Below are 21,653 nucleotides of genomic sequence, written 5' to 3'. Positions count from 1 at the left end.
GTGTAATTCCGATCCCCGTCAAATTGCGTACATTTATATTAACGGCGATATGGATATCCTGAAAACAATCACCCGGCTGCGGCTGCATCATGTATTTTTCTGGGCCGCGTTCTTTGTGGTGTGGATCACATTGCGGATAGACGATTACCCCGACCTTACGCCTACCATTCTCGCCGGGCTGCTCAAGGTGCTGTCGCTGGCAGGCGCGGTGTATTTTACCAACTACGTGCTGATCCCCAAGCTCCTCTATACGAAGCGCTACGTGGCCTTTGCCGCGGGGTTCACTGCGTTGGTGGCCGTTACGGGATTTGCGGTGATCAGGGTGCTGAACATGATCCTGCTGCCTTATGCGTCCACGATCACGCATTGGCCGAATGCCAGTTTGAACAGCCAGTTGTACGATGTGTACATCCCCCTGTTTTTCATGGTGGGCGCAGCGGCGGGCATCAAGTTTTACATCGATCAGATCCGGACCGTTCACCGGTTGCAGAGCGCCCTGCGCGCAGGGGCCGAACAGGAATTGCAGTTCCTCCGTTCCCAGATCAACCCGCACTCGCTTTTCAATTCCCTCAACACGATCTATTTTCTCATTCATAAGGAAAATACGCTGGCGCGGGAAACGCTGCTCCGGTTTTCCGATCTGCTCCGTTACCAGCTGTACGAATGCAATACCGAAAAGATCGACATTGCGAAAGAGATTTCCTGCGTGGAGAATTACCTCGCGCTGCAAAGGCTCCGCCACGGCGCGCAGTACGAGATCCGTTTCGAGAAAGGCGGCGGGGTGAAGGATTTCGACATCGCCCCGCTGCTGCTCATGCCTTTCGTGGAAAACGCCTTCAAGCACATTTCCCATCGCGCTGCGAATTCGGTTCATATTCAGATGGAAAGGGAAAACGGACGGTTCACGTTCACGGTGGAAAATACCTGTGAACCGCAGCCGCAGGGCGCTCCGGGCGGCATAGGCCTCAGTAACGTGAAACGGCGGCTGGAACTTTTGTATAACGGGAAACATGCGCTCCGCATCGTGCCGGGCGCACAGCATTTTGCGGTCACCTTAACCTTGCAGGTATGAAATTACAATGCCTCGTCGTGGACGACGAACCCCTGGCGCGACAGGGCCTCCGCGAATACATCGCCGACGTCAGTTTCCTGGAATGGGCCGGAGAATGCGGCAGCGCGCCCGAAGCGGCGGATTTCCTCCATCGCCGGCCCGTCGATCTCCTCTTCCTCGATATTCGCCTGCCGCGGCTCAGCGGACTGGAATTCCTGCGCACCCTGCCACAAAAACCCCTTACCGTCATCACCACCGCCTATCCCGATCATGCGCTGGAAGGATTTGAACTGGATGTGCTCGATTATCTCCTGAAACCGGTTTCCTTCGAACGTTTCCTTAAAGCTGCGAACAAAGCTAAAGCGCAATTGAAAGCGGAGTCGACCGACCATTTCTATATCAAGTGCGAGCACCGTATCGAGAAGATCCGTTTGGCGGACGTGCTCGTCGTGGAAGCGCTGCAAAACTATATCGCCGTGCATACCGCGCAACGGAAATACATCACTTACCTCACGTTTAAAGCAGTGGAAGAATACCTGCCGGCGGAGCAGTTCATCAAGGTGCATAAGTCCTACATCGTAGCCGCCGCGAAAATCGACAGCATCGAAGGGAATACGATTTCAGTGGGCGCGCACGAAGTGCCCGTGAGCCGCGCGCTGCGCGACGAAGTCATGGAAAAAATCCTGCAGGACCGCTATCTAAAGCGTTGAATCCCCGGCGGACGGCAGGCGCCGTTTCCTGCGCTTGTTGAAAAGCATGAGGCCTTTGTCGATCCCCTTGCGCATTTCCGCCTGCTGCTCTTCCGGCAGGGCGATCACTTCGGCGCAGGCGTCGCTGCAGCACTTGCTATATTTTTCCGCGCATTTTTCGCACTGGATGAATAACAGGTGGCAGCCTTCGTTGGCGCAGTTGATGTGCTCGTCGCAAGGTTCGCCGCACTGGTGGCATTGGGAGATGATCTCGTCGGAGATGCGCTCGCCGAGGCGGTCGTCGAACACGAAGTTCTTGCCCCGGAATTTATTCGGCAGCCCCAGTTCGCGGGCTTTGTTGGCATATTCAATGATGCCGCCTTCGAGGTGGAAAACGTTGCTGAAGCCGTGGTGGAGCATGTAAGCGGAGGCTTTTTCGCAGCGGATGCCGCCGGTGCAGTACATGATGATGTTCCGGTCTTTGTTGTCTTTCATCATATCCACGGCCATGGGAAGCTGTTCGCGGAAAGTGTCTGACGGCACTTCGAGCGCCTTGTCGAAATGCCCTACTTCGAATTCGTAATGGTTGCGCATGTCGATGATCACGGTATCGGGGTCGTCGGACAGTTCGTTGAACGCGCGGGCGTCGAGGTACTTGCCGCGGTTATCCATATCGAACGTGGGATCGTCGATCCCGTCTGCCACGATCTTTTCCCGCACCTTGATCTTCAATACCCAGAAAGATTTCCCGTTATCGTCTACCGCGATGTTGAGACGGATGCCGTTGAGGAATGGGATGGAATACAAATGATCGCGGAATGCTTCGTAATTGTGCTCGGGGATGCTGATCTGCGCATTGATGCCTTCGCTGGCCACGTAAATACGGCCAAACACGCCCAGTTGGTTGAGGGCCAGGTACAAATCATCCCTGAAAATCTGCGGATCGGAAATTTTGGCGTACTGGTAAAACGATACCGTAACGCGGCGGAAGGTTTCCGCGGCCAGCCGTTGTTTTAACTCGGTGGCTGAAACTCTGTTGTGTAGTGCCATATGAGAATTTTAAGGACGAACGCCGGTCGAACAAAATTCTTTAAATAATTGATTATCAATCGGAAGCTTTGTGCTGGTTTACCTGACAGGTTGCAACCGGCGCAAAGGTACGGAAATTTTTTTCGCCGGCCGGGGATGAGGCAGCAATTGGCTGTGTTTCATATCACATTCATCAAATAATGAATTCGTATCGAACATATGACAGGATATTCGGGTTAAATTATGGCACGCTTTTGGAAAAAGGGGAATATGAATGTGAGAATGGTCCGTGTGCTGCCCCGATTTTCTTAACCCTAAACAGTAACCTATATGAGTATTTATGCAATTTACCTCATCAGCGCCATTGTTTTGTTTTGTCTTTATCGCATTGGAGCATATCATGCACATAGCGAAGTAAAACTTAAAAAAGCGGCAGGCAACGGCCGGCGGAAAACACTCCGCGCCCGCGCTTAACCGCTTCCCAACGATATCCTTTGGCAAGCTAAAAAAGGAAAAGGCTGTCTCCCGGTTTTCGGGCAGACAGCCTTCGTCTTTATACAAACCGTTGCTATTCTACCTTGAACGCTCCGCCTAAAATCCCTCCAAACCCAAGCCTAACGCCGATCCGCGTGTCCGTTTGACTTTGGTACCCGGCCACCACATCTACCCGCAGCACTTTAAAGATATTCTCCAATCCTGCGAAAACCTCCACGTAATTATTGTTTTTGTTCACGTAAAACGCATTGCTCCCCGCCACCAGGTGCCACTTCAACCGGTTGAACAGCGGGATGCGGTTGGTCAGCAGCCCGTTGAAATGATGCTCCACGTTGGCCGTGGCGAAAAAATCGGCCGTGGTGCTGTATTCGTAATACCCCGCCAGCTGGAAGCTGCTGAGGTAGCGGATGTTGAGGAAGGTCTGGTTGCCGTTGAAATGCTGCATGTCGGGGATGGAAACGGATCGGGAGTTGAGGAAGCCGCCTAAACCCACATGGTATTTCAGTTCTCCCAACAGCTTGAAATTCATTTCATCTTTCACGTCGAAGTTCCATTTATCGAAATTCGCATCGATGAATCCTTTACGGTAGCCGGCAGACAGCGTCGGGTATTTGGAGCCGATGGCCCGTCTGCCCCGCGGGTATTCGATGTATTTTTGTCCGGGTTGAAAGCTGACGTTGCCGCCGACCGTGAGCACCTGTTCGCTGCCGAACGGAATGGCGGACAGGTCTTCAGGATGGTTGGGCGTGAAGGATTTCGGGTCGCGGTTGAAGAGCGTAAAATCAGTTGTGTTCTCCACGGCGTTACGGTTTTCGTACAGCGCGCTCACGCTGAATGCGAGCGAACTTTCGTATACCCTGCTGAAACCCAACGTTGCGAAGCGGCTTTCGTACAATTTCATGTAATTCTCGCTCAGCAACAAAGTGTAGAGCGAATTCATCACCGGCCCGATCGGGTTGGCGCGGTTGAATTGGGCGATGCGTTTCCCGCCGCCGGCCGACCAGGTATTTCTTGCCCCGATGCCGCCGTCGGGCACCCTCGTGAGCGTGAGCCCCGTACTGGCTTGCAGGTGCGTGTTGGAGAATCCGTATCGGATGTTGGACAGCCAGGTCAGGTATCGCCGGTTCGGCAATGAGAACGTGACACCGGGATTGATTTGCAAAGCCACGCCTTCCACCGTGTTGTAACTCACGCCTTTCAGCAGGCCGGGAATGTGCAGGGCATGCGACTGTACCGAAGTGTCTCCCTGGAACCACCAGCGATGGTTCACCCCTCCCCATACCACGTCCATCACTTTCACGGGTTGGGGTTTGGCGCGGAGGGAATCCAGCTGCATGCGGCTTTTCGCGGAATCGCGGCGGGCGCGGGCGGTACTGTCTTTCACATGGAAATCGCGCTGTTCATCCGCTTCCAGCGGCAGCGGGCGCACGCTATCCCAATACGGCTTATCCCGCCATTCCGCGTTCTTGTCGTATTTCATGATCACTTTGTTGAAGTAACCTTTCGGGAATACCGGGTTGAGGTCGTATTTGGAATATACGTTCACGGAATTGGCGGTTATGTCGAACCCGAAAAGTTTCGCGGCGAGGTACACGACCTGGTCTTTCGTTCGCCAGACATCGGGTGATACGGGCACATGGGTTTGCCGGATCACGAGGGTGTCTATCAGCTCAAGCTGGTACTCTTTGGTGAGCATGAGGTCGGTGCTATGGATGCGCCAGTCGTTTTCCGTGATGTAAATATGCCCGGCGAAAAGCGGTTCGTATTTGCGCCGCGGGATGACGAGGATTTTGTTGACCAGTTTGCCATCGTCCACGAAAGTCCCTTCCAACCTGTATTTATAATAAAACAGCGCGTTGTCGGAAATCGGGGAAATGAATCCCCGGGGGCCCACCTGGGTCTGCATGGCTTCCACGTTGTTTTTGTAGAAATTGATGATGGTGGGGATGTCGAACCCGAGCCCGCCGCCGCTGGACCTGCTGGAGATCACTTCGAGCTTCATATCGGGGGCCTGCCAGGCGATTTTGGTGAGCGATTCGGTGAGCGCCACGATCCCTTTGCCGGTGGAGTCTACGCCAATATCGGCCGGGTCCACTTTCGTGCCGAAGAACCGTTTGGGCATGTTCCGCATCCGGGCGAGCATTTTGATATAGGATTCGCAGGTAAAGTTTTTCACCTGGGAGAGGTAATACGGCCTTTTTTTGATGGCTTGCCGGATGATGGCATATGCAGGGTCTTCCCCGCCCGATTTTACGACTACTTCCTTCATCTGGAGGCTTACCGGTTCCAGCGAGAAATTCAGCTCCCGGGGCCCGCTTCCCACTTCCAGGCGTTTCTCTTCCTTCTTGTACCCCATATATTGGCAAACGATGACATGGCTGCCGGACGGCACGTCCAGCACATAAGCGCCCATGGCATTGGTAGTGGTGCCGAGGGTAGTGCCTTTGATCATGACGGTGGCGAAAGGGAGCGGTTCGCCCTGGCGATTGGTGACAACACCGCGGATCTGGGCGCCGGAGGCGGGCAGTACAAACAGGAGGAGGAGAAACGGGAGTACAATTTTCATCATGTGTCAAATGTAACGGTTGGCCCTGCACGCGGCTACCCTTTCCCGGGCTTTTAGACAAACTTTAACACACAAGAACAGATCAGCCCGCCTTTTTGGGCGCGGGGCGCAACACGCTCGCAGAAAGCGCGCCCATGCCGGCAACCAGCCCGCCGATGAGCGCCGATGCCAATACGAGCGCCATGGGCATTTTGCTCCCGGCGATCAGCTCGCTCATCCGGTTGCCCAGGATATGATCGTTCCGGGTATCTGCCACCAGCGCCATGGCGCCCCACAGGAGGAAAATGGCGAGAAACCCGCTGAGGAAAGCCTTTCCGGGCCGCTGTTGCCATACGAGCGCCACGACGAACGCTGCCACGGCAATGGCCCACCAGGGCAGGAAGAGACCGAGAATGTAGCCCAGCAGGGCGGTCAGAAAGATGGCGAGCACAAAGCGCATGCGGGTGGTTTTAATAGAAAATGCATGTAATCGGGAAGGAATTTACATATTTCTTCCCAATTACATGCATCGTTTATGCTTCCGTGCGTTAGCGGCTGGCGTCCAGCGCCTGCAGCACGTCTTCCATGATATCGTCTTTATGTTCGAGGCCGCAGGAGATGCGGATGAGCCCCGGCGTAATGCCCACTTTCAGCCTTTCCGCTTCGCTGAGCTTGGCGTGGGTGGTGGATGCGGGATGTGAAGCGATACTTCTGCTGTCGCCCAGGTTGGCCGTGAGGCTCAGGAGCTCCAGTTGGTCGAGGAACCTGCGGCCGCGCTCCAGTCCGCCCCTGATCTCGAAGCAAACGATCCCTCCGCCGGAAGACATTTGTTTCTTCGCGATCTCGTATTGCGGGTGCGATGCAAGGAAGGGATATTTCACCCATTCCACGTGCTCGTTGCCTTCCAGCGCCTGCGCGAGCGACAGCGCCGTGGACGCGTGGCGCTCCATCCGCACGTGGAGCGTTTCCAGGCTGCGGGCCAGCACCCAGGCGTTGAACGGGCTCAGCGAAGGGCCGGTGCTTCTGCAAAAGGCGTACACCTCGTCTACCAGCTCCTTTTTACCCAACACGATGCCGCCGAGAACGCGGCCCTGCCCGTCGAGCCACTTGGTGGCCGAATGGGTGACCAGGTCGGCCCCCAGTTCCAGCGGCCGCTGGATGGCGGGCGTGGCGAAGCAGTTATCGACGTTCAGGAGCACATGATGCTTCTTCGCGATTTTCGATACCAGTTCCAGGTCGATCACGTCGAGGCCCGGGTTGGAGGGCGTCTCGATGAAGATCATTTTTGTATTGGGCTGGATCCCGGCTTCGATGGTTTCGGGTTTGGTGATGTCGAAATACGTGTGCTGGATGTTCCATCTGGGCAGGAACTTCGTGATGACGGTATGCGTGGAACCGAAGATGGACGCGCTGCTCAGCAAGTGGTCGCCGGCTTTGAGGAAAGCCATGAAGCTGCCGAAAATGGCGCTCATGCCGGATGCGGTGGCGAAACCGCTCTCCGCGCCTTCCAGGGCGCTCATGCGCTGGGAAAACTCTTCCACGGTCGGGTTGCTGAAACGGGAATAGATGTAAGCGTCGGTTTCGTCGGCGAATGCGGCCCGCATGGCTTCCGAATCTTCATAACAGAAGCTGGAAGTCAGGTAAAGCGGGCTGCTGTGTTCCATGTTCGGCGTTCTGCCGGGTTGTATGCGGATGGCCCGGGTCTCGGGCCGGTAGGTCGGTTTGATTTTTCTCTTTTTCATGGTTCAGTTGGTGTCAGGCATTCAGTTTCACTTCCCAGGTCAGCTGTGTGTTGCCCCGGCGGAGGGTTTCGGCGACGGAGCAGTATTTGTTCATGGACAGCTCCACCGCGCGGGCGGCCTTGTCGGCGTCTACCTTGCCTGCGATATGAAAAACGATATGTGCTTTTTCCCAGAGCGACGGTTCCTTGCCCTTCTCCCGGTCTGCCTCGATTTCGATGCGGAAGTCGGTGATTTCCTGGCGCTGTTTCTTGAGGATCATCACCACATCGATGGCGGAGCAGCCGCCGAGACCCATGAGCAACATCTGCATGGGGCGAACGCCGTTGTTTTTACCGCCGTTTTCTACGGAGGAGTCCATTAATACCTTGTGGCCCTGTTCGTCCACGGCTTCCATGTTAAACCCGTCGTCAATGCGTTGTAAAGCGATCTTCATATCTCTTGTTTGTTCGGTTTAATGTAAAATTAGCAGATATGCTGCGCTTCAAAGATAAAATATCTCTATGAATAACATACGGATGACAAACGGGGTTCGTCAGCCCGGATTTGTAAATGGGCGTCGACTTTTGTAGGTTTGCGCAAAATTTTTTACGCCGTTGTCATTGCAGACCTTTCACAGCCAGCAGCCTTTCAGGCTGGAATCCGGCGCGGTATTGCCGGGGATCGAGATCGCCTATCATACTTACGGGACCAGGAGCCCCACGGGAGATAATGTGGTCTGGATCTGCCATGCCCTAACCGCGAATTCGGATGTCGCCGACTGGTGGACGGGCCTGGTGGGCGATGGCAAGGTGATTGACCCGGCGCGGCATTTCATCGTGTGCGCCAATATTTTAGGGTCCTGCTACGGCAGTTCCGGGCCGCTGAGCATAGACCCGGCAACCGGGGAGCCCTGGTTCCGGGCATTTCCGCAGGTGACGATCCGCGACATCGTGCATGCGCACATCCTCCTCCGCAAACATCTTGGCATCGACCGGATCGGTTTGCTGGCGGGCGGCAGCATGGGCGGCTACCAGGTGCTGGAATGGGCGCTCATGGAGCCGGAGCGCATCGGGCGGCTGTTCCTCCTCTGCACCGGCGCGGCCGAAAGCGCCTGGGGCATCGCCGTGCACACCTCGCAGCGCCTGGCCATTGAGGCAGACGGGAGCTGGGAAGAACCGCGCAGGGATGCGGGCGCCAAAGGGCTCAAAGCCGCCCGTGCCATCGGGATGCTCACTTACCGGAACTACCAGACCTTCATGAAGGCCCAAACCGACCCCGATAACGAGAAAACAGATCATTTCAAAGCGTCTTCCTATATCGTGTACCAGGGCGACAAGCTCGTCCGCCGCTTCAACGCGCAATGCTACTGGCTGCTGACCAAGGCGATGGACAGCCACAACGTTTCCCGCGGGCGGCATGCCGATGTGGCCACTACCCTTCGCCAGATCGAATCCAAAACCCTCCTGATCGGGATCACCAGCGATATCCTCTGTCCGCCGGAAGAGCAAATGCTCCTGGCCCGCCACATGCATAACTGCGTATACCACGAAATCGATTCGCCGTACGGGCACGACGGATTCCTCATCGAATTCGAAAAAATCGGCCGGATCCTCCGCGATTTCATGGAACTGCGATAATCCATCCACCGGAAATAAAAACCACGCTCCCGGCGGTCCGTCAAACTACTTTGAGGGCGCCGGTCATCCTTGTATTACCCATATTTCTAATTGAAAAATTTTTGGTTTTCAAAAAATAGCTTAACTTCTCTTTAGCAACTGATACAATACTATAACCTGTTCATTTTCATTAACCAATTTCCTTATCTGCGCCCTTTCCGATCACCAAATCCAGACTTTATGAAAGTATGTAGACAAAGTATTTGCTGGCTGGCCACGTTGCTGGTTTTCCTTTGCCAGACTTCCTTCGCACAACAACAGCAAACCATCAATGGTACCGTGCTGGACGCCACTACCCAACAGGCATTGCCGGGCGTGACCGTGTCCGTCAAAGGTGCCAATGCGGGGGCTGTCACCAATGCGAACGGTGAATTTTCCGTGCGCACGACCCATAAACTGCCGCTGACGCTGGTTTTTTCCTACGTGGGCTATTCTCCGCTGGAACAAACGGTGACGGATGCATCCATAGCGGTGAACGTGCAGCTCAGTTCCACTGAAATCCTTGGGCAGGAAGTGGTGGTATCGGCCAACAGAAGCGTGCAAAGCGCCCTGGAATCGCCGGTTTCCATTGAAAAAATCGATAGTCGCGCCATCAAGGCGATACCGGCCCCAACGTTTTACGATGCCTTGGCCAATATGAAAGGCGTGGAGCTCAGTACCCAGAGCCTCACCTTCAAATCCGTGAACTCCCGCGGTTTCAACAGCAACGGTAACACCCGTATGTTGCAGCTGATCGACGGGATGGACAACCAGGCACCCGGCCTCAACTTCTCCGTGGGCAACATCGTGGGCATTACCGAACTGGATATGGACAACGTGGAAGTGTTGCCAGGTGCGGCCTCCGCGCTGTACGGGCCGAACGCCCTGAACGGGATCGTGCTGCTGAACAGCAAAAGCCCTTTCCAGTACCAGGGCCTCAGCGCCATCGTGAAATCCGGTATCCTGAGCGAATCCGGCAGAAGCAAGGGCACAACGGGTTATTACGACGTGGCCGTTCGCTACGCGAAAGCCTTCAACGATAAATTCGCCTTCAAAATCAACCTGGGATACATCAAGGCAGACGACTGGCAGGCGTACGACGACCGCGACCAGAGCCTGCTGAACGGGTTCGATCTGAAATCCGGCAACCGGAGCAACCCGGGATATAACGGCGTCAATATATATGGCGACGAAACCAACGTGAACATGTTCCAGGCGCTGAAACCTACGGCCTTTACGCCCGGGAATCCGCTGAGCACCGGCATCGCACAACTGTCTGCCGCCACGAACGGCCTTATCACACCGGATCAGATCTACCGCGCATTTATGCCAGACAGCGCCCGGAGCTACGTTTCCCGCACGGGCTACAACGAAAGGGACCTCGCCGATTACGATACCAAGAACCTGAAAGCGAACGTGGCATTGCATTACAAGATCAATTCCAATCTGGAACTGCTCGCGCAGGGCAGCTACGGAACGGGCACTACCGTGTATACCGGCGCAGACCGCTATTCCATCAAGAATTTCCGGATGGGACAATATAAGATCGAGTTGAGGTCGGATAATTTCTATGTGCGCGCCTATACCACGCAGGAGCGCTCCGGCGATTCCTATGCCGTGGGCACGCTCGGCGCCGGCATCAACGAAGCCTGGAGCCCCAGCGCCGCCAAATGGTTCCCGGAATACTTCGGGACCTATGCCACGCAAGGCCTGACCGCTTTCTCGACCGCCTTCCAACAGGCGTTGGGCGCAGGGCAATCACCCGCACAGGCTTTCGGCACCGCAACCGCAGCAGCGAAAGGCGGTTCCGGCGGGTTCCACGACGCAGCGCGTAAATACGCTGACCGCGGACGGCTCTTGCCCGGCTCGAAAGAGTTCGAAGACGCGGCCAACAAAGTGAAAGACAAACCCATCCCCGGAGACGCCAATGGCGTGGGGGCCAAGTTCATGGACAAAACCAACCTGTACCAGGGCGAGTTCATGTATAACTTCAAGAACCAGATCAGCTTCATGGAACTGATGGTGGGCGGTAACTACCGCGTGTATGCGCTGAATTCTGAAAAAACCATTTTCGCGCTGGACGATAACGGCAAGGAATTCCGCATCCATGAATACGGCGGTTATGTGCAGGTCGGTAAAAGGTTGTTGGAAGAGCGCCTCAAACTGAGCGCGGCCCTGCGTTACGACAAGAACGAGAATTTCGAGGGGCAGTTCAGCCCCCGGCTTTCCGCGGTGTACACTTTCCTGAAAACGCACAACATCCGCGCGTCTTTCCAGACCGGTTTCCGCATCCCGCATACACAAGACCAGTACATCGACCTGCTGACGCCGCAGGCCCGTTTGCTGGGCGGCCTCCCCTTCCTCCGCGAACGGTACGGACTGAACGGTCCCAACGTGTTCTCGCTGGAATCCATCCAGGCCGGTGCGCCCAAACCTTACACTTTCCGGGAATTCAAGCCTGAAAAAGTGGAAGCGTTCGAACTGGGGTACAAGGCGCTCATTTCCGGCAAACTGCTCATCGACGCGTACGTGTATACCAATACCTTCAAAAACTTCAACGGCAGCCAGGTGCTCGTAAAAGTGACGGCTGCCGGCCAGGAAGTGTACAGCGTCCCCGTGAACTACGAAAAAGACCTCAAATCCTGGGGTTGGGCGCTGGGGCTGGATTACCGCCTGCCGGCCAACTTCACGGTGGGCGGCAACGTGTCTTACAACAAACTGCGGAACGAAGACGAGCTGGGCGGCTTCCAGGCTATGTACAATACGCCGCGCTACCGCTACAACCTTAACTTCGGCAACCGCAACGTGGCCCAAAGCAATTTCGGGTTCAACATCTCCTGGCGCTGGCAGGAAGCCTTCGTATGGTCTTCTTCCTTCGTAGGACCGCTGGTCCGGGTGAACAACCTCGGGGAAATCCCGGCCTATGGTGCGTTGGACGCGCAGGTGTCATACCTGTTCCCCAAACCGAAGGTTACGCTGAAGATCGGCGGCGCCAACATCACCGGCAAGCAATACATCCAATCGTGGGGTAACCCCATGGTGGGCACGCAGGCCTATGCATCGATCGGTTACAACCTGTAGTCATTTTCTGAATTGCCATAATAGCGAAGGCCCCGGTTTTACACCGGGGCCTTCTTTTGTTGTAACCCTCATGATTGCTCAAGAGTATCTTTATACGTTAAAGCGGAAATGCATGACATCTCCGTCGCTAACAATGTATTCCTTTCCTTCGATGCGGAGGCGGCCATTGTCGCGCGCAGACGCTTCGGAGCCGAACTTCACGTAATCTTCATAACCGATTACTTCCGCTTTGATGAACCCTTTTTCGAAATCGGTGTGGATCACGCTGGCGGCCTGCGGGGCTTTCCAGCCGCGGTGGATCGTCCAGGCGCGCACTTCCTGCACGCCGGCGGTGAAGTAGGTGATGAGGTTCAGCAGTTTATAAGCGGAGCGGATGAGGCGGTTGAGGCCGGGCTCGGTGAGACCGTATTCGGAGAAGAACAGTTCTTTATCGGTCGCGTCTTCCAGTTCGCTGATCTGCGCTTCGATGGAGTTGTTCATGATGATCACCTCGGCATTTTCGGCCTTTACGGCTTCCTGGAGCGCCTGGGAGAATTTATTGCCGGTGAGGATGGATGCCTCGTCTACGTTGGCGACATAGAGAACCGGTTTGTCTGTCAGCAGGAAAAGATCGGCGATAGCGGATTTTTCGTCTTTGCTGAGGCCCAGTTCGCGGATGTTGCGGCCCTGTTCGAGGAATTCCTGGCAGCGTTTGAGGATCTCGAACTCGGCTTTGGCTTTGGCGTCGCCGCCGGTTTTCGCCATTTTCTCGGTGCGCGCGATCTTTTTCTCCACGCTTTCGAGGTCTTTAAGCTGCAGTTCGGTATCGATGATGCCTTTGTCTGCCACGGGATTGATGGGCCCTTCGTCGCGGAGGATGTTCTCGTCTTCGAAGCAACGGATCACATGCACGATGGCGTCTACCTCACGGATGTTGGCGAGGAACTTGTTGCCAAGGCCGTCCCCTTTGCTGGCGCCCTTTACGAGGCCGGCGATGTCCACGAACTCCATCGTGGTGGGCACGGTGCGGTTCGGTTTTACGAGCTCGGCGAGCTTGTCTATGCGCTCGTCAGGCACGTCCACCAATCCCACATTGGGTTCGATGGTGCAGAAGCGGTAATTGCTCGCTTCAGCTTTTGCGCTGTTGGATACAGCATTAAACAAGGTTGACTTCCCTACGTTCGGTAATCCGACAATTCCTGCTTGCAAGGCCATTTTTCAAAAAATTTGCGCAAAGATATGAAAACCATTCTGAATTTCAGAGATAACCGGGAAAGAGTTATAGCCTGCATGTTACATATCACAAAAATATGGCCGAGATGGAATGAAAAGCGTATTTTGGCCGTTTATACCACCAAATCGCAGGACTTTATATGGCCTTAAACTACGTCTGGATCGCATTTTTCGTGATTTCCTTTGCCGTGGCACTGTTCCGCCTCATTTTCATGGGAGACGCCGAAATCTTCGGGGCCATGACCAAATCGCTGTTCGAAAGCGGCAAAACCGGCGCGGAACTGGCGCTGGGTTTAACGGGCGTCATGGCATTCTGGCTGGGTATCATGAAGATCGGTGAGCGGGCGGGTATGATATCGGTGTTTGCACGGGGCGTGAACCCTTTCTTCAGCAGGCTCTTCCCCGGAATTCCCAAAGGCGACCCGGCCATGGGCTCCATCGTGATGAACTTCAGCGCCAACGCGCTGGGGCTCGACAATGCCGCCACGCCCATGGGGCTCAAGGCCATGAAAGAACTGCAAGACATCAATCCCGACAAAGATACGGCCAGCAACGCGCAGATCATGTTCCTGGTCCTGAACACGGCCGGCATCACGATGATCCCCACGGCGGTGATGGCCCTGCGGCTATCGGCGAAGGCCGCCAACCCGGCGGATATCTTCATCCCGACCATGATCGGCACTTTCATTTCGTTCATTTCCGGGATGATCGCGGTGGCTGTTTTCCAGCGTATCAACCTGTTCAAATTGCCCATTCTCGTATTCATCGGCGGGTTTATCGGCCTGATGGGCGGGCTTTACTGGTGGATGCGCGACATGCCTTCCGGCCAGATCGCCACAAATACAGCCATCATCGGGGGGATCGTGATCTTTTCAGTGATCGTTTCCTTTTTGCTGATGGGCATGAGGAAGAAGATCAATGTCTACGACGCTTTTATCGACGGCGCCAAGGAAGGGTTTACGACGGCGGTGATGATCATCCCCTATCTCGTGGCGATCCTGGTGGGAATTGCCGTGTTCCGTGCCTCCGGATGCCTGGACGTCATCATTAACGGCATTTCTTACCTGGTAGCCCTCGCCGGACTGAATACAGACTTCGTTCCCGCCCTGCCCGTGGGGATCATGAAAATTTTCAGCGGCGGCGGCGCGCGCGGCGTGATGGCCGAGCTGATGAACACCTACGGCCCGGATTCCTTCGTAGGAAGGCTCGGCTGCATCATGCAGGGGTCCACGGAAACGACGTTCTACGTACTGGCACTCTATTTCGGATCGGTCAATATCAAAAATACACGCTATGCACTTACCTGCGGGCTCATAGCGGATGCGGCGGGTATCATCGCAGCTATAATTATCGGATATATTTTCTTTCATTAACCATTAAAAACGGAACCAACAACAATCTGATGCAGAAAAAATTCTCTCTTCATGAAGACTGGATCTCGGTGATCCTGGCTTTTGCAGCCATCATCCTCATTCTCCTCGGCGTCAGGCCCGCCATGCCGAAATTCGACTGGAACAGCGGGCAAGATCTCCTCGCGCGGATGACCGACCTTTCCAACTATGGTAAAATGCTCGCCATGTTCGCCTGGGTGATCGGCGCATTGCTCATCGCCTACATCCTGGGCGGCAGGAAAGTGCCGGCAGGCCTGTTTACCGGCGCCCTCGCCATTTTCGCCGTATCCATGTTTGCGCAGGTGATCACCAGCAACGCGGCCATCAAAGACCTCGGGATCGAGATCGTACTGTTCAGCCTGCTGCTGGGGCTATTCATCAGCAACGTCATCGGCTTGCCGGAATGGATCAAACCGGCGCTGCAGACGGAACTGTTCATTAAAACAGGCCTTGTGCTACTCGGTTCAGGGATCATTTTCCAGGAGTTGTTGAAAGGCGGTGGATTAGGCGTGCTGCAATCCGTAGTCGTGGTTTTCTCCGTATGGTATTTCACGTTCTGGCTGTGCAGAAAATTCGGGCTGGACGATGAATTCCGGATGATGATCTCCAGCGCCGTGAGCATTTGCGGCGTATCGGCGGCTATAGCCACATCGGGCGCCATCGAAGGAGACAACAAGAAACTTTCGCACGTGATCTCGCTGGTGCTGATCGTCGCCATTCCGATGATGATCTTCATGCCATATATCGCGCAGTGGATGAATATGCCGCCTGCGGTAGCGGGCGCTTGGCTGGGCGGCACCATCGATACGTCCGGCGCGGTTGTGGCGGCGGGCACGCTCCTTGGCGAAGAGGCCCTCAAATACGCGACGATCGTCAAGTTCTCGCAGAATGTGCTCCTCGGTATCGCGGCCTTCCTTATTTCGTTCTGGTGGGCATATTCCAAAAAAGCCGAAAATCAGCCCCGGCCCGGTCTCCGTACGATCTGGGACCGCTTCCCGAAGTTCGTGCTGGGCTTTATCCTCGTGTCGCTCGTTTTTTCGTTCGTCCTTTCTCCCGAAACCGTGAAGTCGATCAAGGCGCCCATCAAGGAGCTGCAAACCTGCTTCTTCGCGCTGGCGTTTACCTGCATCGGCCTGGAAACGAAGTTCACCGATATTTTCAGGATGGAAAACGGCCGTCCTGCCATGGCGTTCATCATCGCACAGGTGTTCAACGTCCTGGTGACGTTGGGTATCGCGTACCTGGTGTTCGGCGGTTATCTATTCAGCTAACGATATTCAGGATTCATTTTGCGGAAGCCTGCGCCCCTCCGGGCGCGGGCTTTTTCTTTTCATACCGGGAATCTTACCATTCACGCTCCCCGATCTTCCATTCAGTCCGACAGTATTGATATTCAATCCGGCATCCCCCATATTCGCTACAGGAACCATCTTGTTATCATCCCCCCGATCACCCCTTTATGAAGCAATCCATTTTCCTTGCTCAGCCGGGGCGTGGGCGAAAGCTCGCCTATGGCATACGATAACAACGGCAACGTGGTCATGTCTGAAGTAGGGACGGCGATCATCCCGTCTATCCAAATAACTTAAAATGAAGAAAATGACATTCCTGTTAACACTGGCCGCATCCGGCCTCATCGGCCTTTCCTGCCAGTCCGGCGGCGCCGCATCCAACCATGATTCTACCGCGCTGCAAGCCGCGCCCGTAGCGCCTGCGGCCTCCGCTCCCATCAAATACCTGAAGAAATATACCCGCATTTTGACGGACGACGAGCCGGAAGTACTTACTTTCCGTTATGATGCACATCATCGCATGACGGCCGTTATCAAACAGGGCGACGAGCAAGGCGGACAGCAATTGGAATACGACGGGAACAGCCGGCTGACGAAATTGACGTATTGGCACGATGGCCGCCGCCACGTCATCAGCTACGCTTATACCGGCAGCGGCGCCACCGGCACGGAACAGCTATTCGAAGAAGGTGAAACCGAGGCAGGAAGCACCGTTTCCTGGAACTTCGGTATGCAGCAGGGGAAAGTAATTTCCATCCGGAAAACGAACACGGAAGTTCCGTCCGAAAATGCTTACCAGGTGTACCGCTACGAGGGCGACAACCTTATCTACATCGCTTCCATGGCGGCTAACGGGAAAGACACGGCCGGTGTTACTAGTATGGCGTACGGTAAGCGATCGAGCCCCTTTGCAGGGATGCGCCAGCCGCTCCTCCACCCTACTGCGCTGTTCTTCTTACAATCCGTAAACGACATGACTTCCATGGCCATGCGCAGCAAACAGGTGCATGCGGAAATAGTTACGATTTTTGAATACAAATACGACGCGCAGGGATACCCGGTTTCGGGCGTGGAAAAAGATGGTGGGGATGTTTCCGCGACGTCTGTGTACGAATACGAATAGAAAAGACCGGAAATACGGAATTCACGGCGCGATGACGAACGGTGCGGGTGGAAGGCGGTTAATTCACTTCCTGTTCAGACATCCGTTCTTTGATGACGTCTGCATGGCGGAGGCCCCATCCGTCGATCTGCGAGAGGATGGGCAGCAGGCTCTCGCCCAATGCGGTGAGGCGGTAATCCGACTTTTTGGGATAGGCCAGTTCATTTTCCACGGTCTTTTCCACGACGCCGAACTGCAGCAATTCCGCCAACTGCATTTCGATGACGCGTTGCGAGGCTTCCCGGATGTATTTCGCGATTTCGCTGGGCCGGGTCATACCGCGGTGGATGGCATCCAGGATACAGCATTTCCATTTGCCGCCCAGCACTTTCATGGCCAGGTAGAGGCCACAGTCGAGGTCTTCTTCTATTTTTCTCGTATACATAGCATAATAAATTTACGCCATTCTTCGCAATGCCGTTGCCGCAGGCATACCGAATATTTTATCGGTTATTGACTCCCCTCCTGTTTCCCGTGATCTTTGTGCCGAAGAAAAATTATCGATATGGAAAAAGGAATCAGCGCAGGCGCGCATTTTACGGTGAGTTACAAGGATGTATTGCCCTTAATGATCTGGATCGGGGTGTTTTTCATGACCTGGCTTTTCATGCACGGGGCCGATCATTATCTGCAGATGACGCCGGAAGCGTTGGGCAGGTATTACGATTACCGCTGGTTCCTCATCGCACATATTACCGCAGGCGGCGGCGCCCTCATTTCGGGGATCGTCCAGTTCTGGCCGAAGTTGCGCAACTTCAGCTGGAAACATCACCGCGCCATCGGTTACCTCTATCTCCTCGCCATCGTGGTCAGCAGCCTGTCTGCACTCGTATTGGCTTCCACGACGGCCCGCAGCATCAGCTGGGGGTATGCTTTTACCTTGCAGGTTTGGGCCAGCGTCTGGATCAGCGCTACTTTCATTGCCTGGTGGACGGCCTTCCGCCGCCAATTCAAACTGCACAAGGAATGGATGGTCAGGAGCTACATCGTGACCGTAGCATTCCTGGTATCGGGCTTTGCGTTGAAAATCCCTTACGTGCAGCAACTGGGCAGCTTCGAAGAAGTGTCTGTTCCCATGTTCTGGATGGGATGGGCCGTTCCGCTGTATGCCTATGAGATCGTCCGCACCGGCAGATCGAAAGGGAAAAAGTGATTTAGTCGTATTTCGCGGTCTTGTCTTCGATGGTGACCGACCGTTCCTGGTTATTCTGGATTTTAACGTAGACCAGCAATTGGCCCGCCCCGGCTTTGAAACAGGCTTCCTGGGCCAGGCGCACTACTTCCATCAACTGGTCGTACGGGCCTTCCATGACGGTTTCGAACGGACAAACGCGGTATTTCAGGCCGCTTTGCCGGATAATGGCGATGGCTTCGTCTACTACCGCGTATACTTTCTCCGAGGCCACCTGCGGCACGATTTGCAGGGCCAGGTTCACATGATGCTGATGCATGGCTTATTTTTTCCGGGTGATCACTTCGTATAAATCTTTGCGAATATCCTTCAGGTTCTGGACGCTTCCAAATGCATGCAATTCTTTCAGCAACACGAGGTCCACATCCGCCACCACGATCATTTCCGTATTCGGCGTGGCATCGGCCTTTACGCCGGTAACGGGAAACGCGAAATCGGAAGGCGTAAGCACTGCAGACTGTGCGTATTGCAGGTCCATATTGTTGACGCGGGGAAGGTTGCCGACGCAGCCGGCGATGGCCACGTAGCATTCGTTTTCGATCGCGCGGGCCTGTGCACAGAAGCGTACGCGGTTGTAGCCGTTTTGCGTATCGGTGAGGAAGGGAACGAAGAGGATTTGCATTCCCTGGTCGGCCAGGATCCGCCCCAGCTCCGGGAATTCGACGTCATAGCAAATGAGGATCCCGATCTTCCCGCAATCCGTATCGAAAACTTTGACTTCGTTCCCGCCTTTCATGCCCCAGCTGTACACTTCGCTGGGCGTGGGATGGATTTTCCGGAAGGATTCCCAGGTGCCGTCGCGGCGGCAGAGGTAGGAAATATTGTACAGTAGGTCGTCGATCACGATGGGCATGCTGCCGGTGATGATATTGACGTTATAACTCACGGCGAATTCGGAGAACTTTTCGCGCAGGAACTCGGTATATTTTGCCAGTCCGCGGATGGCCGCCGCGGGATCGAGCTGGTTGAACTCGATCATGAGGGGCGCGTTGAAGAATTCCGGGAATACGACGAAATCCGCTTCGTAGTCGCTCACGGCGTCCACGAAAAACTCCACCTGCTGGAGGAGGCCGTCCATGCTCCCGTAGGTCCGCATCTGCCATTGCACGAGGCCGATCCGTACGGTGGATTTGTTGTAGCGGATGGTGTCGCGGTCTTTTTCATAATAGATATTGAACCATTGCAGCAAAGTGGCGAAGCCTTTGGACGAGGTGTCGTTCGGGAGGTAGTTCCTCAATATTTTCTTGACGATGAAATCGTTGCTGAACTGGAAGGTGAGCGTGGGATCGTAGATTTCCTTGTCCTGTACTTTTTCCAGGTACTGGCGCGGGTTCAGGCGGTCGGCGTACTTTTCGTAGTTGGGAATGCGCCCGCCGGCCACGATGCCTTCGAGATTGAGGTTCTCGCAAAGGGCTTTGCGGGCGTCGTAGAGCCTCCGGGCGAGGCGTTTCCCGCGGTAATCGGGGTGTACGAACACTTCGATGCCGTACAGCGTGTCGCCTTTCGGGTTATGGGTGCTGAATGTATAATAGCCCGTGATCTGTTCGTAGGTGTGATCGTCCCCGAATTTCTCGTAATCCACGATGATGGAAAGCGCACATCCCACCACTTTACCGTTTACGGTCACGGCGATCTGTCCATCTGGAAAGAGTTGTATGAGCCGCTGGATGGTGCCTTCGCGCCAGTAGCTGCCGGGCATGTCTGCATACGCGCTCATCATGGATTCTTTGAGGTCGCGGTAATCTTCCGCCGTAAGTAGCCTTATATCAATCGTTTCTTCTGCCATTTTCCGCTAATTTGGGTTATTTACACAAATTAACGTTTTTGGCTTTAAAAAAGATTGGGCCCGTCACGGGAAGTTCAAACCCGCAGACGGACCCACAGGCAAGCAAGGCCTGTAATACACCCGTGAATTAAAAAAAAAAACTTACTGCCGGAGCACGTCTTCGATATAGATGCGTTTGTTGTTGGAGGTTTGCAGAAAACTCTTGTTCGCTTTCCGGATCTGGAACATCGCCTTCACCTGGCGGAGGAAAACCGCGGGCAGCCAAACCAGCGACGCGATGATCTTTTTATCGCGGCTCATTACCGCCACGATGGCGAAGAACGTGATGGGGAATTGTGCCAGGATGGCGAGCCATACGACGGAGAACACGGGATCGATCCAGAAATTCACCACCACCATGAGCAAAGCCGCACCGATCTGCATGAATAACGGTGGCCGGAGCAGGTTGATGCCGAAATAGATGAGATTGGGGCTCATTCTCCGGAGGCCGGTGCTGAATACATCCCATCCATATGCGAAATATTTGAAGTAAGCGTTGATCCAGCGGGTGCGCTGGCGTTCCATCGCTTCGCCTGAATCGATCTTCTCATCGTACACCTTCGCGTCTTCGGCGTAAGCCAGCAGCGGAATTTGTTTCACGATGTCGGCCTGTATCTTTTTATCGAACCCGCCGAGGAAGTTGCGGTAGATGATGCTTTTATACAGCGATAGTTCCATGGCGATGCCCAGCCCCCAGATGTTGGCGGAGCAGCCCAGTTCCATGCGCATCCTGCGGTCGATGAAGTTGTAGAAATAGTTCCCCGCCGCGTCGAGACAGGCGTATGCGCTATCGGTATTTTTCGCCAGCATGTTGGTTTGTACGGCCCGGTGCCCTTTCGCGAAATGACCGTTCAGCACTTCCAGGTACGAGGGATGCAGGAGGTTGTCTGCATCGAGGATCACGATCACATCGTGTTCCGTTTCGAACTGCTGGATGGCGAAATCGATGGAACGTATCTTTGCGTTGAGATGCGTGGCAGGTTCCAGCACTTTCACCTGCGGGTGCGTGATCCCGATATCGGTTTGTTCGCAGGCGTCTGCCACCACGTACACCACGAAATGCGGGTACGTCTGTTTCAGTGCCGAATCCACCAGCGGCGGGATGAGCTCCAGGTTCTTGTGCGCCGTTACCACGATGCCGAAAGAACGGGGCCTTTCTTCCACGGGCGCCACTTCCTTACGTGCTCCCCCGACAGCCCTGAAAGCCCGTTTGAGGCCGAATATCAGCAGCAGGATGAGGGGTTGCAGCACGTACAGCGCCAGCAGCGCCTGCACGGCCAGCCATGCATAATAAAGAACATTCGCCATACCCG

Annotated in this window: 18 protein-coding genes; 8 read left to right on the top strand and 10 right to left on the bottom strand. The window is 54.9% G+C overall.

Going from position 1 to position 21,653, the window contains the following annotated elements:
- Positions 1-49: 49 nt before the first annotated feature.
- Both EJ361_RS01600 and EJ361_RS01595 read left to right on the top strand, forming a co-directional pair.
- Positions 50-1,072, top strand: coding sequence for a sensor histidine kinase (locus EJ361_RS01600; protein WP_126243595.1), 1,023 nt, complete (start codon positions 50-52; stop codon positions 1,070-1,072).
- On the top strand, positions 1,069-1,761 hold the full coding sequence (locus EJ361_RS01595; protein WP_126243594.1) for a LytR/AlgR family response regulator transcription factor: 693 nt from the start codon (positions 1,069-1,071) through the stop codon (positions 1,759-1,761). The genes EJ361_RS01600 and EJ361_RS01595 overlap by 4 nt, the downstream gene beginning before the upstream one ends.
- On the opposite strand, the gene trhO is transcribed toward EJ361_RS01595, so the two are convergent.
- The 5 genes from trhO to EJ361_RS01570 all read right to left on the bottom strand — a co-directional run bounded on the left by trhO (position 1,750) and on the right by EJ361_RS01570 (position 7,984).
- A complete protein-coding gene (trhO, locus tag EJ361_RS01590) occupies positions 1,750-2,790 on the bottom strand; it encodes an oxygen-dependent tRNA uridine(34) hydroxylase TrhO (RefSeq protein ID WP_126243593.1) in 1,041 nt (346 codons plus the stop codon). The two genes, EJ361_RS01595 and trhO, sit on opposite strands and share 12 nt — an antisense overlap.
- 547 nt (positions 2,791-3,337) lie before the next feature.
- Positions 3,338-5,833: a DUF5686 and carboxypeptidase regulatory-like domain-containing protein gene (locus EJ361_RS01585; RefSeq protein ID WP_126243592.1), complete on the bottom strand. Its 2,496-nt coding sequence runs from the start codon at positions 5,831-5,833 to the stop codon at positions 3,338-3,340.
- Between the two features lie 79 nt (positions 5,834-5,912).
- A complete protein-coding gene (locus EJ361_RS01580; RefSeq protein ID WP_126243591.1) occupies positions 5,913-6,269 on the bottom strand; it encodes a hypothetical protein in 357 nt (118 codons plus the stop codon).
- A gap of 88 nt (positions 6,270-6,357) precedes the next feature.
- Positions 6,358-7,551, bottom strand: coding sequence for a trans-sulfuration enzyme family protein (locus EJ361_RS01575; RefSeq protein ID WP_126243590.1), 1,194 nt, complete (start codon positions 7,549-7,551; stop codon positions 6,358-6,360).
- 13 nt (positions 7,552-7,564) lie between these two features.
- Positions 7,565-7,984, bottom strand: a complete 420-nt coding sequence (locus EJ361_RS01570) for an OsmC family protein (protein ID WP_126243589.1) — start codon at positions 7,982-7,984, stop codon at positions 7,565-7,567.
- A 160-nt stretch (positions 7,985-8,144) separates the two neighbouring features.
- Between EJ361_RS01570 and metX the strand changes: the two genes are divergently transcribed.
- Positions 8,145-9,167, top strand: coding sequence for a homoserine O-acetyltransferase MetX (gene metX, locus EJ361_RS01565; protein ID WP_240646516.1), 1,023 nt, complete (start codon positions 8,145-8,147; stop codon positions 9,165-9,167).
- Positions 9,168-9,386: 219 nt separating this feature from the next.
- Entirely contained in the window at positions 9,387-12,266 is a 2,880-nt protein-coding gene (locus EJ361_RS01560) for a TonB-dependent receptor (protein WP_126243588.1), read from the top strand.
- Positions 12,267-12,356: 90 nt separating this feature from the next.
- On the opposite strand, the gene ychF is transcribed toward EJ361_RS01560, so the two are convergent.
- Positions 12,357-13,460: a redox-regulated ATPase YchF gene (gene ychF, locus EJ361_RS01555; protein WP_126243587.1), complete on the bottom strand. Its 1,104-nt coding sequence runs from the start codon at positions 13,458-13,460 to the stop codon at positions 12,357-12,359.
- A 158-nt stretch (positions 13,461-13,618) separates the two neighbouring features.
- Here ychF and EJ361_RS01550 point away from each other — a divergent pair, with 158 nt between their 5' ends.
- The 3 genes from EJ361_RS01550 to EJ361_RS01540 all read left to right on the top strand — a co-directional run bounded on the left by EJ361_RS01550 (position 13,619) and on the right by EJ361_RS01540 (position 17,284).
- Complete coding sequence (locus EJ361_RS01550) at positions 13,619-14,851, top strand: nucleoside recognition domain-containing protein (protein ID WP_126243586.1); 1,233 nt, start codon at positions 13,619-13,621, stop codon at positions 14,849-14,851.
- 29 nt (positions 14,852-14,880) lie between these two features.
- Complete coding sequence (locus EJ361_RS01545) at positions 14,881-16,140, top strand: YeiH family protein (RefSeq protein WP_126243585.1); 1,260 nt, start codon at positions 14,881-14,883, stop codon at positions 16,138-16,140.
- 319 nt (positions 16,141-16,459) lie between these two features.
- Positions 16,460-17,284 (top strand): hypothetical protein, encoded by an 825-nt coding sequence (locus EJ361_RS01540; protein WP_126243584.1) that lies wholly within the window; start codon positions 16,460-16,462, stop codon positions 17,282-17,284.
- 58 nt (positions 17,285-17,342) lie between these two features.
- On the opposite strand, the gene EJ361_RS01535 is transcribed toward EJ361_RS01540, so the two are convergent.
- The gene (locus EJ361_RS01535; RefSeq protein WP_126243583.1) at positions 17,343-17,708 is read right to left on the bottom strand and encodes a winged helix-turn-helix transcriptional regulator; all 366 of its coding nucleotides are present in this window, start codon (positions 17,706-17,708) and stop codon (positions 17,343-17,345) included.
- A gap of 120 nt (positions 17,709-17,828) precedes the next feature.
- Between EJ361_RS01535 and EJ361_RS01530 the strand changes: the two genes are divergently transcribed.
- Positions 17,829-18,476 carry a DUF2306 domain-containing protein gene (locus tag EJ361_RS01530; protein WP_126243582.1) on the top strand — a complete coding sequence of 216 codons (648 nt, stop codon included), beginning with the start codon at positions 17,829-17,831 and terminating at the stop codon, positions 18,474-18,476.
- Between the two features lies 1 nt (position 18,477).
- On the opposite strand, the gene EJ361_RS01525 is transcribed toward EJ361_RS01530, so the two are convergent.
- The 3 genes from EJ361_RS01525 to EJ361_RS01515 all read right to left on the bottom strand — a co-directional run bounded on the left by EJ361_RS01525 (position 18,478) and on the right by EJ361_RS01515 (position 21,648).
- Entirely contained in the window at positions 18,478-18,774 is a 297-nt protein-coding gene (locus EJ361_RS01525; protein ID WP_126243581.1) for a thiamine-binding protein, read from the bottom strand.
- 3 nt (positions 18,775-18,777) lie between these two features.
- The gene (locus EJ361_RS01520) at positions 18,778-20,301 is read right to left on the bottom strand and encodes a GNAT family N-acetyltransferase (RefSeq protein ID WP_126243580.1); all 1,524 of its coding nucleotides are present in this window, start codon (positions 20,299-20,301) and stop codon (positions 18,778-18,780) included.
- A 141-nt stretch (positions 20,302-20,442) separates the two neighbouring features.
- Entirely contained in the window at positions 20,443-21,648 is a 1,206-nt protein-coding gene (locus EJ361_RS01515) for a glycosyltransferase family 2 protein (protein ID WP_126243579.1), read from the bottom strand.
- Positions 21,649-21,653 lie beyond the last annotated feature (5 nt).

The sequence above is a fragment of the Chitinophaga rhizosphaerae genome, from assembly GCF_003958645.1.
Classification (GTDB): domain Bacteria; phylum Bacteroidota; class Bacteroidia; order Chitinophagales; family Chitinophagaceae; genus Chitinophaga; species Chitinophaga rhizosphaerae.
This window is presented reverse-complemented; position numbering and strand designations above follow the sequence as displayed.